The organism is Corynebacterium urinipleomorphum (assembly GCF_900155535.1).
Classification (GTDB): Bacteria; Actinomycetota; Actinomycetes; order Mycobacteriales; family Mycobacteriaceae; genus Corynebacterium; species Corynebacterium urinipleomorphum.
Genome location: NZ_LT706965.1, coordinates 309,563 through 324,512, shown reverse-complemented (window position 1 = coordinate 324,512; position 14,950 = coordinate 309,563). Strand labels below are relative to the sequence as shown.

Below are 14,950 nucleotides of genomic sequence, written 5' to 3'. Positions count from 1 at the left end.
TCATGACAAAACCGAGCGCGAACGAGCAGAACATCCAGGTGTGGCCTGGATCCGCATACCCCCTGGGATCCACGTATGACGGTGCCGGCACCAATTTCGCGATCTTTTCCAATGTCGCCGAGAAGGTGGAGCTCTGCCTCATCGATCGCGAAGACAACGAGGTCCGCGTCAACCTCGAGGAAGTGGATAACCACGTCTGGCACGCCTACCTGCCGGGAGTGTTGCCGGGCCAGCGCTACGGCTACCGCGTGCACGGGCCGTGGGATCCGGAGAACGGCAAGCGGTGCGACCCTTCGAAGCTGCTGGTTGACCCGTACGCGCGGGCGTTCGACGGTGAATTCGACGGGGACTCGTCACTTTTCTCATACGATATTCACGCCGAGCCTGCGGGAACCGGCCGTAACGAGGAAGACTCGCTCGGCCACACCATGAAGTCCGTGGTGATCAACCCGTTCTTCGACTGGGGAGACGACCGTTCCCCGCGCATCCCGGACAATGACACGATCATCTACGAGATGCACGTCAAAGGCATGACCCAGCTGCACCCCGATGTCCCCGATGAACTGCGCGGCACGTATGCCGGCTTGGCGCACCCCAGCGTCATTTCCTACCTGCAGGACCTCGGTGTGACCTCGGTGGAGCTCATGCCGGTCCACCAGTTCCTCCAAGACGACCGTCTGCGCGACCTCGGCCTGCGCAACTACTGGGGCTACAACACCTTCGGGTTCTTCGCCCCGCACCAGGATTACGCCGCCAGCAAGAAGCCCGGTGATGCTGTCTCCGAGTTCAAGGGCATGGTTCGCGCCTACCACGAGGCGGGCATGGAGGTCATCCTCGACGTCGTCTACAACCACACGGCCGAGGGCAACCACCTGGGCCCCACTATCGCCTTCCGGGGGATCGACAACGAGGCCTACTACAGGCTTGTCGACGGCGACCGGTTCCACTACATGGACTACACCGGAACGGGTAACTCGCTCAACGTCCGCGACCCCCACTCCCTGCAGTTGATCATGGATTCCCTTCGCTACTGGGTCTCCGAGATGCACGTCGACGGTTTCCGTTTCGACTTGGCCTCCACCCTGGCCCGCGAATTCTCCGACGTGGACCGGCTAGCCACGTTCTTCGACCTCGTGCAGCAAGATCCTGTCGTCTCACAGGTCAAGCTCATCGCTGAGCCGTGGGACGTCGGCGAGAACGGCTACCAGGTGGGTAATTTCCCGCCGCTGTGGAGCGAGTGGAACGGTAAGTACCGCGACACGGTGCGCGATTTCTGGCGCGGTGAGCCGTCCACACTCGGCGAATTCGCTTCCCGCCTGACTGGCTCATCCGACCTGTACAACCACAACGGCCGACGCCCGACCGCCTCGATCAACTTCATCACGGCCCACGACGGCTTTACGCTCAATGACTTGGTCAGCTACAACGAGAAGCACAACGAGGCGAACCAGGAAGACGGCCGCGACGGTGAAAGCCACAACCGCTCCTGGAACTGCGGTGTGGAGGGTCCGACCGATGACCCCGAGGTACTCACGATGCGCGCGCAGCAGCGCCGTAACTTCCTGACCACACTGTTGCTGTCCCTGGGTACCCCGATGATCGCCCACGGCGACGAATTCGCACGAACCCAGGGCGGAAACAACAACGTGTACTGCCAGGACAACGAGACTTCCTGGATGAACTGGGACCGCCTTGAAGTGGGCGATGGCCTGCACGACTTCACCAAACGCCTCATAGCTATCCGCAAGGAGCACCCAGTCTTCCGTCGGCGCCGCTTCTTGGCCGGCGGCCCCTTGGGCACGGACGCGCAGGACCGGGACGTAGCGTGGCTCACGCCCGACGGCAAAATGATGACTCAGGACGACTGGGACTTCGCCTTCGGCAAAGCTCTTCAGGCATACGTGAACGGCAACCAGATCGCGGAACCTGACGCACGTGGCCAGCAGGTTACCGACGACTCCTTCTTGCTGCTGTTCAACGCCTACCACGAAGACATCGAATTCACCCTGCCCCCGAAGAGCCTCGGTGCAAAATGGGAAGTCCTCATCGACACCACTGAGCCTCTTGGTTACCCAGCTGAGACGGATGAGATCGAAGCAGGAGGAACAAAGAATGTCGCCGCACGCTCGACGATCGTCCTGCGGCAAATTGAACCGCCAATCTTCGACGACGCAGAGACCGAGAACCCGGAACGCAGCGAGCAATCAGGCAGCACCAAAGCAACGATCGAATCGTTGACGGCCCCTGGTAAGGACGAGGCCCAGCAAACCGGCGGGGATGCGGAGGCACGCTCCACAGATGATTAATGCTCACGGATCGACAATCCTGGTCACAGACACCGCCCTCGAGATCCACCCGGATCCCCTCGAAGCCGCGTTGACCGGTAGCTCGGAGCCTGCGGTTCTGGCGCTGGCCGAAGTGGCGTCGATAAGCGTGCGCCCCGGCGATGCGTGGGATGCTGCGTGCGTGATCGTCTCTGCCGGTGAGAACGAGACCGTGATCCGTTTTGCGCCGGGGGACGATAAAGGCCCGGAGCAGCTGCGCTCCATCGTGGAGGCTGCACGGTCGGGCAAGAAAATCAGCACCGACAGTATCCCCGGTTTCAGCTTCGTCGCTTTCGACGTGGAGACAGCGAACCAGAATTGGGGTTCGATCTGCCAGATGGGCCTCGTGCGTGTTGTTGACGGGGAGATCACCGAACGCGCGTCGTGGCTGTGCCGCCCCCCGGCAGGGATCGATGAATTCGACCCGTTCAACATCGATTGCCACGGCATCACAGCTGAGGCGGTCGCCGACCAACCGGCCGTCGGTGAGCTCTTCGAGTGGTTCTCCGATTTCGTGGGCGACCTGCCCATTGTCGCGCACAACGCGTATTTCGATGCCTCTGCCCTGCGTTACGCGGCATTGGCTTCGGGGCGTGACATACCGAAAATCACGTTCGGGTGCACCCTTGCCCAGTCCCGTGCCTCTAACCTCGACGTGGCCAACCACCGCCTCCCCACTGTCGCGCGGTACTTCGGTGTCGCGTTGGAAAACCACCACGACGCGGGTGCGGATGCTGAAGCGTGCGCAGAAGTGATGGTCAGTCTCGCGCGTCGCGCCGAACACACCGGCACCCTGGCTGATTTTGTGCACGCCTCGGGCTTCGCGCTCGGATCTGTCGGAGATTCCCGGGTCACTCCGGTGCTCAAGGATCTCTCCGGCGCGCAGACGGCGCTACAGGTGGGTCAACCAGCCGAGACGAGTGGAGAGCAATCCGGCGGTTCCGGAGTATCTGGCAAATCCGGCGCTGGGCGTGGCCCCGCACCGTGGCAATCCGTGGCTACTCCGGACACCATCCCCGAGCCCGCCGTTGACGCGGATCCGGATTCACCGCTCTACGAACAGCATGTGACGCTGACGGGCGAGTTCGAGCCTTTTGATAAGGGTCAGCTCTGGAACGGCATCGCTGCCCGCGGCGGGCAGGTAGGCAAGAACGTGACGAAGAAGACGACGATTCTCGTCGTCGGTGAGTGGGCCAACATGACTTCGAAAGAAAAACGCGCCCGCGAATTGATGGACAAAGGCCAGAAAATCGAGATCTGGCCGGCCGACAAGTTCCTGGATGTGCTGGGGTTGAGCGAGCAGCCTCCGTTCTAAAAACAGAGGCGGGCTGCCTCTAAGAGGGAACCAGATGGCCTGAAGTGCAGTCTAAGAGGACATGAGAATTGCCCTGAACCCTCTGCCCGTACCTGTAAGCGCTACTCACCGCCCCGCCATCTCCGCCGCCACTGACACGAGCGCTGCCCTGCACGCTGTTCCCGCGCCCCGTGCCCGAGTGGTGAAGAAACACGGCTGGGCCAGCCCGGGTTCGTCCACCTCTCCGGCATACATCTCCCTCTCGCGGGACCACGTGGCGCTGTTAAGAGCGCCCGACGGTCGACTGCTCACCCCCATCGATCTGGGCCAGATGGAGCTGAGCACCCGTCAGGCGTGGGACTCTGCGGCGGACACGTTGCTCCGCACTCAAGCGGGTCGAATTGAGTTCACGGTCAGGAATGCGTCATTCGCTCTCGGAGACTTTTCGCCCCGTGGGCTCGAGGTGAGAGGCGGTGTACACCCACCTGCCGCGTGGCTGGCGCATCCATGGACGTTCACCATGCTCCACGCCCATTTCTCCTCAGTTCTATCGCCCCGAGAAGATTTGGTGTTCGTCTCCCGCGACCACAGAGATCTCTTTGTATTGGACTCGGACGTGCACACCGTGTGTGCGTTGTTCCCACGTGCGACGGTGTTCACTTATTCTTTGGGCTTTCCCGTCAGCCACCCCGGCCAGACGCAGTGAAAGCCCGCTTACGCCTCACTAGGGTATGAGGGAGTACCAGTGGCGACGAAAAGGAGTGCCCGCGCATGTTCCGCCCCATCACCTCGACCTACCGCCTTCAGCTGAGGGGAGCGAAAGCGGACCCTGCGGGAAGAAGCTTCGGGTTCGACGATGCCGCCGACCTCGTGCCGTACCTGAAATCCCTGGGCATCTCCCACTTGTACCTGTCCCCTATTTTCAGCTCCTACCCGGAGTCGAACCATAACTACGACGTCACGGATCCGACTGTGGTGAACCCTGAGCTCGGCGGCCTAGAAGGGTTGCGCCGTCTCGCCACCGTGGCACACGAGGCTGGGCTGGGGCTCATTCTGGACATAGTGCCGAACCACTTGGGAGTGGAAACACCGCAACTGAATAAGTGGTGGTGGGATGTGCTCAAAAACGGCCAGGATTCCGAGTTTGAAAGCTACTTCGACATCGACTGGCACAAGGACAACGGTGCCGGAGGAAAGCTCGGTCTGCCTGTCCTCGGTGAACCGGGAGACGAAGACAAATTCACGCTCACGCATCTCGACGAGATCGACGAGCCGGTTCTCGCGTACTACGAGAACTACTTTCCCCTTGCACCGGGCTCCTTCGAAAGCCTCGACGACGACCCGCGCGAGGTGTACGAGCGCCAGAGCTACCGGCTGATGTTCTGGCGTGACGGGGTGATCTCGTACCGCCGATTCTTCTCGGTCAACGGTCTCGCCGGCATCCGCCAAGAGGATCCGCTCATCTTCGAGCACACACACAGGACCCTGCGGCAACTCATCGCGGAGGATCTTATCGACGGAGTGCGCGTCGACCACCCGGACGGTCTCGCAGACCCGTTCACGTACCTCAACCGTCTGCGCGACTTGATCGGCGAAGACCGTTGGTTGGTCGCAGAGAAGATTCTCGGTGTCACCGAACCGTTGGACCCCCGCCTCGCCGTCGACGGAACCACCGGCTACGACGCACTGAGGGAACTCGACGGTATCTTCGTCTCCCGCGAAGCTGAAGATTCGTTGAGCATGCTATCCCTCCAGCAATCCGGATCCACCTGGGACGAGGCAGCAATCGCCGCTGCGGAACACACTTTGAAAAGGGACGTGGCCCAATCCGAACTCGCCGCGGAAATCCGCCGCCTGACGCGTGCAATCCGGCGCGATAACTTCTCCACCGCCGGCGCCGATGTCTCCGACGAGGACTTGGAGCGCACAGTGATCGACCTGGTGGCCGCCATGCCGGTCTACCGCGCCGACTACATCTCGCTGTCCCGTCAGACCTCGACGATCGTGGCCGACATGGTGCGGCGCTTCCCGTCGCGCCGGGCTGCCCTCGACCTGATTTCCGCAGCATTCCTCGCCAATGGTGAAGCAAAGACTCGCTTTGCCCAGGTCTGCGGTGCGGTGATGGCGAAGGGCGTGGAGGACACTCTCTTTTACCGCGCGTGCCGGCTCGTCGCCCTCCAGGAGGTCGGAGGCGCACCGGGCCGTTTCGGAGTGTCCGCCGCGGAATTCCATCTGCTCCAGCAGGAACGCGCCATGCTCTGGCCGCACGCGATGACCACGCTGACCACCCACGACACAAAGCGCAGCGAGGACACTCGAGCCCGGATCATCGAGATCACCGAGCGCCACAAGGACTTCGTCGAATTGGCGCAGCAGGTCAGTGCGCTCGTGCCCGCACCCGATGAAGCGACCGCGCACTTTCTGCTCCAGAACGTCATCGGTGTGTGGCCTGTGGACGGCGGCACCACCGACGCAGTCCGGGATCGTCTCCAGGACTACGCAATCAAAGCGGTCCGTGAAGCGGGTGTGCACACATCCTGGTTCGACAATGACACGCACTTTGAAAAAGCAGTCACGGACTGGGTTGACGCGCTCATTGAAGGCCCCGCGTCCCCCATGATCGACGACTTCGTCCGGGAGATTCACCGTGGCGCTGTGCAGGTATCCCTCGGCCGCAAGATGCTGCAGCTCATCGGCCCAGGTATCCCGGACACCTACCAGGGCCAAGAGTTCGTGGATCTTTCCCTCGTCGACCCAGACAACCGCCGTTTCGTCGACTACGTCAACCGTGCCCAGGCTCTCGACCAATTCAAGGAATCAGCGCTGTCCGGCCGGATCCACGGTGAACTCATCCAAGCTCGGGACACTGCATCCGCTGACGGCCACCCGGGTCTTTACCCGCACCTAGAGGAGATTGCAGACCGCGCGAAGCAAGCCGTGGTGCACGAGGGTGTGTATCTGCGCCGCCAGCACCCAGACGTGTTTCTGTCGGGCGAGTACCAGGCGGTCTTCGCCGTGGGCGATGCTGCCAGCCATCTCATCGGCATGGCGCGTGGCGTTTCCGGGCTAGATGTGGTCGCGCTAGCTACCCGCCGGCCGCTGCTTTTGGAAGATCGCGGCGGGTGGGGCGAGACGACCGTGACGTTGCCAGAGGGCCGGTGGACCGACCGTCTCACCGGAAAGACGTTCGAAGGAACGGTTGCGGTACGCGAGGTTCTCGATGTTTTGCCCACTGCCCTGCTCGTCGCCGATCACGTCGAGGTTTAAGCAGCTCCGTTCAACTTGAACTAGAAAGTCATCTCCGCCCCTGCAGCCGGTCAATCTCCCTGCGCTCTTTTTTGGTCGGTCGCCCGGCACCGCGGTCGCGCTTGGGCATGGAGTAGAAGTACTCCTTCGGCGGAGGGGGTGGCGAGTGGTCGATGTAGCACTGGCGGGCAATGGGAGCGCCAACCCGTTTGCGCAGTGTCTGCACCACTTCATACTCCAAGTCGCGGTAGTCTTTCCAGGCTTTGACCCGGTCGCCGGGGACGACCTGGGTGGACGGCTTCACTGCCGCTCCATTGAGCTTGACGTGCCCGGCGCGAACCGCGTTCGCCGCCTCAGAGCGCGTCTTGTACATGCGCACAGCCCACACCCACACGTCGATGCGTACGGGGCCACCGCCCGGCTCAGCGCCCGTGTTCGAACCCGCCACTAGAAGCGGTCTTGGTGGTTGATGATCTTTTGCACCTTGCTGTAGTTGTACAACCCGCCGGCCACAGCAACGACCATGCCGAGGGACATCCAGAACCAGAAGGAAGAAAAGAGCACGCCCAGCGCCACGCCGCCGAGGATGCCTCCACCGACGCATGCCACGCCGTTGCGGGAGTAACGGCGTACAGCCTGTTTACGAGCTTCAATGGGGTTGTTCGGGCGGGGCTGTAGAGTCATGGCCTCAAGTTTAGCGGTGCCGTTCCACCCACATCGTGCCCGCCTCGCGTGCCGCGGCGGAACCTTGGGTCACCGCGGCGAGCAGTGCGTCGAATTCCTCCCTTCCGCCCGGGTTGATCGCAAAAGTGTAGCGCGCACGGGCATCGTAGGAGACGTCGACGACATCGACTCCGTGTCTTCGAAGCTCAGCTTCAATCCGCCCGGCATCGGTGTGCGGAAGGTCGACGTCGACCAATTCGCGCAGAGACTTCTCAGCGCGAGGCACCGCTTCCAAGGCCTGGGAGACAGATTCGGAGTAGGCGTGCACAAGTCCGCCCGCGCCGAGCTTGATGCCGCCGAAATAACGGGTCACCACAGCCACCGCCGATTCCAGCCCCGACCCACGCAGCGCGTCGAGCATCGGCTTGCCGGCAGTTCCCGCCGGTTCCCCGTCGTCGCTGGAGCGCTCGACCGGCACCGCGCCGTCGACATGCACGATGAACGCCGAGCAATGGTGCCGTGCGTCGGGGAATTCGTGCCGGGCTCGCGCCACGACGTCCCGCGCTTCCTGCTCGGTTTCAGCGCGCGCGATCCATGTGATGAATCGGGAGCGCTTGATTTCAATCTCGTTGACCGTCGGCTCGCCTTCAGCTGGCAATGAATACGTTGTCACCATCGCCGGACCATTTTACTTAGGGTTAGAGGCATGAAGTTCGAGGTATGGGCCCCTTACGCGCACGACGTGAAAGTCGTCGTCGACGACACCGAGCACCAGATGCGGCGCGACGAGGAGCGTAGAGCATGGTGGATTAGCGACGTGGACAAGGTCGCAGGTCAGAAGTACGGTTTTTCGCTTTTCGACGGCGCGTCCTGGTCCCCTCCCCTCCCCGATCCTCGTTCCACCCGACAACCCGATGGGGTACACGGTCTGTCTCAGGTCACGGACCCGGAGTTCGCGTGGACTGACCAGCACTGGACCAACTACGAACTCAAGGGCCAGGTCATCTACGAGCTCCACGTTGGGACGTTCACGGAAGAGGGAACGTTCGATGCTGTCGCGGACAAGCTGGACTATCTCGTGGACCTAGGTGTGACCACGATCGAGCTGATGCCCGTCCAGCCCTTCGGCGGCGAGCGCAACTGGGGATACGACGGCGTCGACTGGTTCGCCGTACAGGAGAGCTACGGTGGCCCGGAAGGTTTGAAGCGCCTCGTCGATGCCGCTCACCACAAGGGTGTCGGGGTGTATCTGGATGTGGTGTTCAACCACTTCGGCCCCGACGGCAACTACAACGGCCAGTTCGGGCCCTACACCACCGCGGGCACCACGGGTTGGGGCGATGTGGTGAATTTCTCCGGCGCGAACTCGGACGAGGTCCGGGCCTACGTGCTCGACGCTGTGCGCCGCTGGCTCACGGAGTTCCACATCGACGGTCTGCGCCTCGACGCGGTGCATTCTTACGACGACCGCGCGGCGTATTCGATCATGGAGCAAATCAACATGCTCGCCGACGAGGTGGAGGCAGAGTTAGGGCCTAACCCGATCATCATTGCGGAGAGCGACCTGAACGATCCGCGCATCATTGCCGACTATTCGGTCGGCGGGTACGGTCTCGACGCGCAATGGCTTGACGACGTCCACCATGCCCTCCACACGGTTGTCACAGGCGAGAACACTGCATACTACGAAGATTTCGGGACAGTGGAGATTCTCGCGGACACGCTGCGCCACGGGTACAGGTTCCGGAACGACTATTCCAATTACCGCGGCCGCACCCACGGCCGCGCGCTGGACCTGGCCGCGATACCGCCGTGGAAACTGATCACCTACACCACCACCCATGACCAGGTGGGCAACCGTGCACAAGGCGACCGCCCGTCGCAAAACCTCACACTCGCGCAGCACGCCTTGAAAGCCGCGGTGATTTTCTTCAGTCCGTTCACCCCCATGATCTTCATGGGCGAGGAATCCTTCGCCCAGACGCCCTTCCCGTTCTTCGTCTCGCACACCGACGACGAGCTGATGAGGCTAACGCGCGAGGGTCGCGCCCACGAGTTCGCGCGCTACGGCTGGGATTTCAATGAGGTGCCCGACCCTGCGGATCCCGCGACGTTCGAGTCGGCGAAGCTGGTCTGGGATTTCGGCTCTGATGCGGCGACCATGCAGGAGACGTACAAGACCTTGCTCACTTTGCGCCGGGATCTGGATCTGGCGCGCGAAGATCTGCGCGAGTTGCAGGTCGATCACTCTGATGAATGGTTGACCATGGGGTACGACGATGTCTTCCTCGCCGCGAATTTCTCTGACCGCCCCGCTACGGTGCCGGCCGGCGGCGAACTCGTTTACTCCTTCAGTTCCCCCACCGTCACCCCGACGGAGACCCAGCTGGAGCCATGGGGATTCGCCATCATCAGAAAGTGATTCACCGCGCCGAGCAACGCTGCCGGCAGACGCACTCAGCTGGCTAACCGGTGACGATGAACTCGTATTCCGGTGTGCCCGGCATGAGACGGCGGCAATCGAAGGAGGCCTCCTCCATGCGCTCGAGCAGTGGTTCCAAATCCGATGCCCGCGCGAGCTCAATGCCGACGAGCGCCGCACCAGTTTCTCGGTTGTTCTTCTTCAGGTATTCGAATAGGGCGATGTCGTCGTCGGGACCAAGCACGTCATTGAGGAAACGGCGCAACTGCCCCGGTTCCTGAGCGAAATTCACGAGGAAGTAGTGCTTGAGACCGCGGTGCACCAGCGAGCGCTCCATGATCTCCGCGTAGCGAAGAACGTCATTGTTGCCGCCGGAGATGACGCACACCACAGTGCTGCCCGGAGCCAAGTTCACTTCCCCGAGCGCAGCGACCGACAGCGCACCGGCAGGTTCGGCGATAATGCCTTCGTTTTGGTAGAGCGCGAGCATGCTCGTGCACACTGCTCCTTCGTCTGTGGCGACAACGTGCAGGCGTCCCAGATTCTCGTCGATAATGCGGTAATTCACGTCACCGATACGCTTGACTGCCGCACCGTCCACGAAAGGATCGACCGTTTCCAAGGTGACAGGCTCCCCTGCATCGAGCGCCGCCTGGAGGGAACGACCGCCGGCCGGTTCCACGCCCACCACGGCGGTCCGCGGGGACATGTCCGCCAAGTAGGCGGTAATGCCGGCGATGAGGCCGCCCCCTCCGACAGGCACCACGATAGAGTCGAGCGATTTACCCAATCCCGAAAGCTGGGACACGATCTCCGCGCCAACGGTGCCCTGCCCGATCACCGTGTTGCGTGCGTTGAACGGTTCGACGATTGTGGCACCACGGGCCTCTGCGTCCGCTCGGGCGGCCTCAGCAGCCTCGTCGAAAGTGTCGCCGACGAGGACGAGTTCCACTTTGTTGCCCCCGTGCACCTTGATCCGGTCGCGCTTCTGCTTCGGGGTGCGCTTGGGCACGAAGATCTTGCCGTCGATCCCCATGGAGCGGCACGCGTACGCGACCCCCTGCGCGTGGTTGCCGGCAGACGCAGCCACAACGCCGGCAGCTTTCTCTTCCTCGGACAGGTTGCTGATGTTGTAGTACGCGCCGCGGATCTTGTACGAGCGAACATCCTGAAGGTCCTCGCGCTTGAGGTACACCTCCACACCATAGGCCTGGGACAAGCGCGGGCAGTATTGCAGCGGTGTCGGCGCAATGATGCTGGAGATACTCGCCTGAGCCCCTTGAATATCTGCTGCATGAACGGGAGAAAAGTCAGGCGAAAGTGTCATACCTCGCAATCATAGACTCACTGACTGCGGCACCGATATTCACCGAACCTTCGCTCCTGGGAGCCCATCCCGGTTGAAAGAATCGCCCCGGTAAATTCTCCTAACCCAGCACGCCGGCACCCATGGCGGCCTTCAGGTCGCCCATGAGACTGCCGGAGCGCTCAACCCGGAGGTGGTCGCCCAGCACCATCAACTGGGACTGCTCGCCGTTCACCAGGTTCAGGTACACGTCGGAATCGCCCGGGTTATTCACCAGTACCTGCTTGAGCTTTCGGATATTGTCCACCGTGCACTGTTCCGTGCGCAGCGTGAGACGCAGCGGGAGACCCGCGCCGTTGCCGGGGCCGAGTTCCGGCACTTTCACATCATCGCCAAACAAGCTCATGCGTTCATCGCGAATAGATACGTGGGCTTTGACCAAAATGATGTTGTCTTCCACGATCTGGGGAGCGACCAGCGCGTAGACCTTGTTGAACAGGAGGACCTCGACTTGTGCACCGTTGTGGTCCTCAAGGGTGACAATCGCCCACGGCGAGCCATCCTTTTTGGAGTAGCGCCTGTCCACACTCGAGATGATTCCGCCGATGGTGACTTCGTCGCCATGCCGCATCTCACCGCCGAGAATCTTCGGCATCGGCGTGTCCGTCTGGGCTTCGAGAGCTTCCTCGAATCCATCCAACGGGTGACCGGAAACGTACAGACCCAGCATCTCGCGCTCGAGAGCGAGCTTGTGCTTCTTCTCCCACTCGTCGTCGGGGACGTCAATGCTGAACGCGCTTCCCGCATTGTCCTCGCCCTCGCCTCCGCCGAACGCGGAGAAGAGATCGAATTGGCCCTTGTCAGCAGCTTTCTTGGTGGTCAGAACCGAATCGACCGCGCTATCGGACACCAGGAGCAAGCCCTTTCGCGGGTGGCCGAGGGAATCGAACGCGCCGCCCTTGATCAGCGATTCAGTAATTCGCTTGTTGCACGGCAGCAGGTCGATCTTGTCTAGGTAATCCGAGAAGCTCGTGAAAGCGCCCTTGGTGCGGCGGGTCTCCATGATGGACTCCACCACCTCCACACCGACATTGCGAATGGCGGCCAAACCATAGCGGATGTCTTCGTCCACAGCCAGGAAGTTCTCCTCCGACTCGTTGATGTCCGGAGGCAGAACTGAGATGCCCAAGTGACGGCAGTCAGCGAGGTAGATGGCCGACTTGTCCTTCTTGTCGCCGACTGAAGTGAGAAGCGCGGCCATGTACTCCGACGCGTAGTTCGCCTTCAAATAGGCGGTCCAATAAGACACCAGCGCGTACCCGGCGGCGTGCGATTTGTTGAACGCGTAGGAGGCGAACGGCTCGATCGTTCCCCACAGCGCGTCGACAGCCGATTTTGTGTAACCGTTGTCGAACATGCCCTGCGAGAACTTCTCGTACTGCTGGGCGAGCACCTCAGGTTTCTTCTTACCCATCGCTTTGCGGAAGCCGTCTGCCTCACCAGCCGTGTAGTTGGCCACCTTCTGGGAGATCCTCATGATCTGCTCCTGGTAGACGATGAGGCCGTACGTCTCATCCAGGATTTCCCTCAGCGGCTCCTCCAGTTCCGGGTGGATCGGCGTGATCGGCTTGCGGCCATTCTTGCGGTCCGCGTAGTCCCAGTGGGCGTTGACACCCATCGGGCCCGGTCGATAGAGGGCCAGCGACGCGACGATATCGTTGAAGCCGGTCGGCTTCATGCGCTTCAGCAACTCCTGCATGCCGCCGGAGTCGAGCTGGAAGACACCGAGGGTGTCGCCGCGGGACAACAGCTCATACACGGCCGGATCGTCGGTATCCAAGCCTTCCAGATCAAGTGTCTCGCCGCGGTTCTTTTTGATGTTCTCGATCGCGTCGCCGATGACAGTGAGGTTGCGCAGACCCAGGAAGTCCATTTTCAACAGGCCGATGGCCTCGCACGCCGGGTAGTCCCAACCAGTGATGAGCGCACCGTCGGCGGGCCGCTTCCACATCGGGATGTGGTCCATGAGCGGCACAGATGCCATGATCACCGCGCAGGCGTGCACGCCAGCTTGACGGACCACGCCCTCCAGACCGCGGGCAGTCTCGTAAATCTTGGCCACGTCGGGGTCGGTCTCGATCATCGAGCGAACCTCGGCGGCCTCGGAGTACCGCGCGTGGTCCGGATCTGTGATGCCCGACAGCGGGATGTCCTTCGCCATGATCGCCGGCGGCAAGGCGGCGTTGATCCGGTCCGCCATCTGGAAACCGGGCTGGCCGAAATTGACCTTGGCCGAGTCCTTGATGGCTTGCTTCGTCTTCACCGTACCGAAGGTGATCACCTGGGCGATCTTGTCCTCACCCCAGTTCTCCGCCGCGTAGGTGAGCATCTCACCGCGGCGGCGATCGTCGAAGTCGATATCGATATCGGGTGCGGAGGGGCGCTCAGGGTTGAGGAACCTCTCGAAGAGGAGACCGTGTTCCATCGGGTCGATATTCGTGATCGTCAGCGCGTAGGCGACGAGCGAACCCGCGGCCGAACCACGGCCGGGGCCGACGCGGATACCCACGGAACGGGCGTGCTTGATCAACTCGGCGACGATGAGGAAGTAGGACGGGTAGCCCTTCATGTCGATGACGTCGATCTCGTAGTCCGCGCGCTTCAGGTACTCCTCCGGCACGTCCTTGCCTTCGAAGCGGTCTTCCAGTCCGCGGTGCACTTCCTTGCGCAACCACGTCGTCGGGGTCTCCCCCTCCGGCACCGTGGCAATAGGCATGCGGTCGTGCGGGTGTTCCTCCCACAGTTCGCCGTAGTCGCCGACACGTTCGGCGATCCAGAGCGTGTTGTCGCAACCGTCCGGAACCATGTCATCCCAGGTCGCGCGCATCTGTTCTGCGGATTTGATGTAGAAGTCCGTGGCGTCGAACTTGAAGCGGTCCGGATCCAACAGGGTCTTTCCGGTCTGGACGCAGAGCATCGCCTCATGCGCCGGAGCCTGGGATTCAAGCACGTAGTGGCAGTCGTTGGTCACCAGCGGCGGAAGGTCAAGTGCCTGGCCGATCCGCAGCAAATCCTCGCGCACCCGGCGCTCGATGTGCAGCCCGTGGTCCATCAGCTCCAGGAAGTAGTTGTCCTTGCCGTAGATGTCCTGCCACATCGCGGCTGCTTCCAGCGCTTGGTCGTACTGGCCCAGGCGCAGGCGGGTCTGCACATCGCCGGACGGGCAGCCGGTGGTGGCGATAATGCCGTCAGCGTGCTCGGCGACGAGTTCCGCGTCCATGCGCGGCCATTTACCCAGCTGTCCTTCGTAGGACGCCAGGGACGACAAACGGAAAAGGTTGTGGAGGCCGGTGGCGTTCTCCGCCAGCATGGTCTGGTGCAGGTAGGCACCGGACGCGGAGACGTCGTCGCCCTTCTGGTCCGGCGTGCCCCACAGGACACGCTTTTTGTTGAAGCGGGACTCGGGCGCCATGTACGCCTCAATGCCGATGATCGGTTTCACTCCTGCGTCCACCATGCGGCGGTAGAACGCGTTGGAGCCGAACATGTTGCCGTGATCGGTCATGCCCACAGCCGGCATGCCTTGGCGCACCACTTCCTCGGCCAGAAGGTCCACCTTGGCCATCCCGTCGAGCATGGAGAACTCGGTGTGGTTGTGCAGGTGGACGAACGAGGAGTTTTTGGCCATGGCGGAC

9 protein-coding genes are annotated in these 14,950 nt (G+C 62.0%); 4 read left to right on the top strand and 5 right to left on the bottom strand.

Annotated features, from left to right (window positions below):
- The first annotated feature begins 2 nt into the window (after positions 1-2).
- The 3 genes from glgX (at position 3) to treY (ending at position 6,885) form a co-directional block, all read left to right on the top strand.
- Positions 3-2,306, top strand: a complete 2,304-nt coding sequence (gene glgX / locus CZ338_RS08675) for a glycogen debranching protein GlgX (RefSeq protein WP_087117835.1) — start codon at positions 3-5, stop codon at positions 2,304-2,306.
- A complete protein-coding gene (locus CZ338_RS08670; protein ID WP_087117834.1) occupies positions 2,299-3,639 on the top strand; it encodes an exonuclease domain-containing protein in 1,341 nt (446 codons plus the stop codon). Before glgX ends, CZ338_RS08670 begins: the two co-directional genes overlap by 8 nt.
- Before the next feature lie 750 nt (positions 3,640-4,389).
- Positions 4,390-6,885, top strand: a complete 2,496-nt coding sequence (gene treY, locus CZ338_RS08660) for a malto-oligosyltrehalose synthase (protein WP_087117832.1) — start codon at positions 4,390-4,392, stop codon at positions 6,883-6,885.
- A 28-nt stretch (positions 6,886-6,913) separates the two neighbouring features.
- Here treY and CZ338_RS08655 read toward each other — a convergent pair whose 3' ends face one another.
- Genes CZ338_RS08655 through CZ338_RS08645 form a run of 3 tightly spaced genes read right to left on the bottom strand, consistent with a single transcriptional unit; the run spans position 6,914 to position 8,200 of the window.
- Complete coding sequence (locus CZ338_RS08655) at positions 6,914-7,312, bottom strand: RNA-binding S4 domain-containing protein (protein ID WP_087117831.1); 399 nt, start codon at positions 7,310-7,312, stop codon at positions 6,914-6,916.
- The gene (locus CZ338_RS08650) at positions 7,312-7,548 is read right to left on the bottom strand and encodes a hypothetical protein (RefSeq protein ID WP_087117830.1); all 237 of its coding nucleotides are present in this window, start codon (positions 7,546-7,548) and stop codon (positions 7,312-7,314) included. The genes CZ338_RS08655 and CZ338_RS08650 overlap by 1 nt, the downstream gene beginning before the upstream one ends.
- A gap of 10 nt (positions 7,549-7,558) precedes the next feature.
- Entirely contained in the window at positions 7,559-8,200 is a 642-nt protein-coding gene (locus CZ338_RS08645) for a YigZ family protein (RefSeq protein WP_407919379.1), read from the bottom strand.
- 33 nt (positions 8,201-8,233) lie between these two features.
- Between CZ338_RS08645 and treZ the strand changes: the two genes are divergently transcribed.
- Positions 8,234-9,949 (top strand): malto-oligosyltrehalose trehalohydrolase, encoded by a 1,716-nt coding sequence (gene treZ / locus CZ338_RS08640; RefSeq protein ID WP_087117828.1) that lies wholly within the window; start codon positions 8,234-8,236, stop codon positions 9,947-9,949.
- 43 nt (positions 9,950-9,992) lie between these two features.
- Here treZ and ilvA read toward each other — a convergent pair whose 3' ends face one another.
- Together ilvA and dnaE are read right to left on the bottom strand one after the other, a co-directional pair.
- Positions 9,993-11,276, bottom strand: a complete 1,284-nt coding sequence (gene ilvA / locus CZ338_RS08635; RefSeq protein WP_087117827.1) for a threonine ammonia-lyase IlvA — start codon at positions 11,274-11,276, stop codon at positions 9,993-9,995.
- A 100-nt stretch (positions 11,277-11,376) separates the two neighbouring features.
- Complete coding sequence (gene dnaE, locus CZ338_RS08630) at positions 11,377-14,943, bottom strand: DNA polymerase III subunit alpha (RefSeq protein WP_087117826.1); 3,567 nt, start codon at positions 14,941-14,943, stop codon at positions 11,377-11,379.
- Positions 14,944-14,950 lie beyond the last annotated feature (7 nt).

Bases quoted from the DNA above. Each gene is read 5' to 3' on its own strand.
- dnaE (WP_087117826.1), bottom strand. From the start codon at position 14,943: ATGGCCAAAAACTCCTCGTTCGTCCACCTGCACAACCACACCGAGTTC.
- ilvA (WP_087117827.1), bottom strand. From the start codon at position 11,276: ATGACACTTTCGCCTGACTTTTCTCCCGTTCATGCAGCAGATATTCAA.
- treZ (WP_087117828.1), top strand. From the start codon at position 8,234: ATGAAGTTCGAGGTATGGGCCCCTTACGCGCACGACGTGAAAGTCGTC.
- glgX (WP_087117835.1), top strand. From the start codon at position 3: ATGACAAAACCGAGCGCGAACGAGCAGAACATCCAGGTGTGGCCTGGA.
- treY (WP_087117832.1), top strand. From the start codon at position 4,390: ATGTTCCGCCCCATCACCTCGACCTACCGCCTTCAGCTGAGGGGAGCG.
- CZ338_RS08650 (WP_087117830.1), bottom strand. From the start codon at position 7,548: ATGACTCTACAGCCCCGCCCGAACAACCCCATTGAAGCTCGTAAACAG.
- CZ338_RS08670 (WP_087117834.1), top strand. From the start codon at position 2,299: ATGATTAATGCTCACGGATCGACAATCCTGGTCACAGACACCGCCCTC.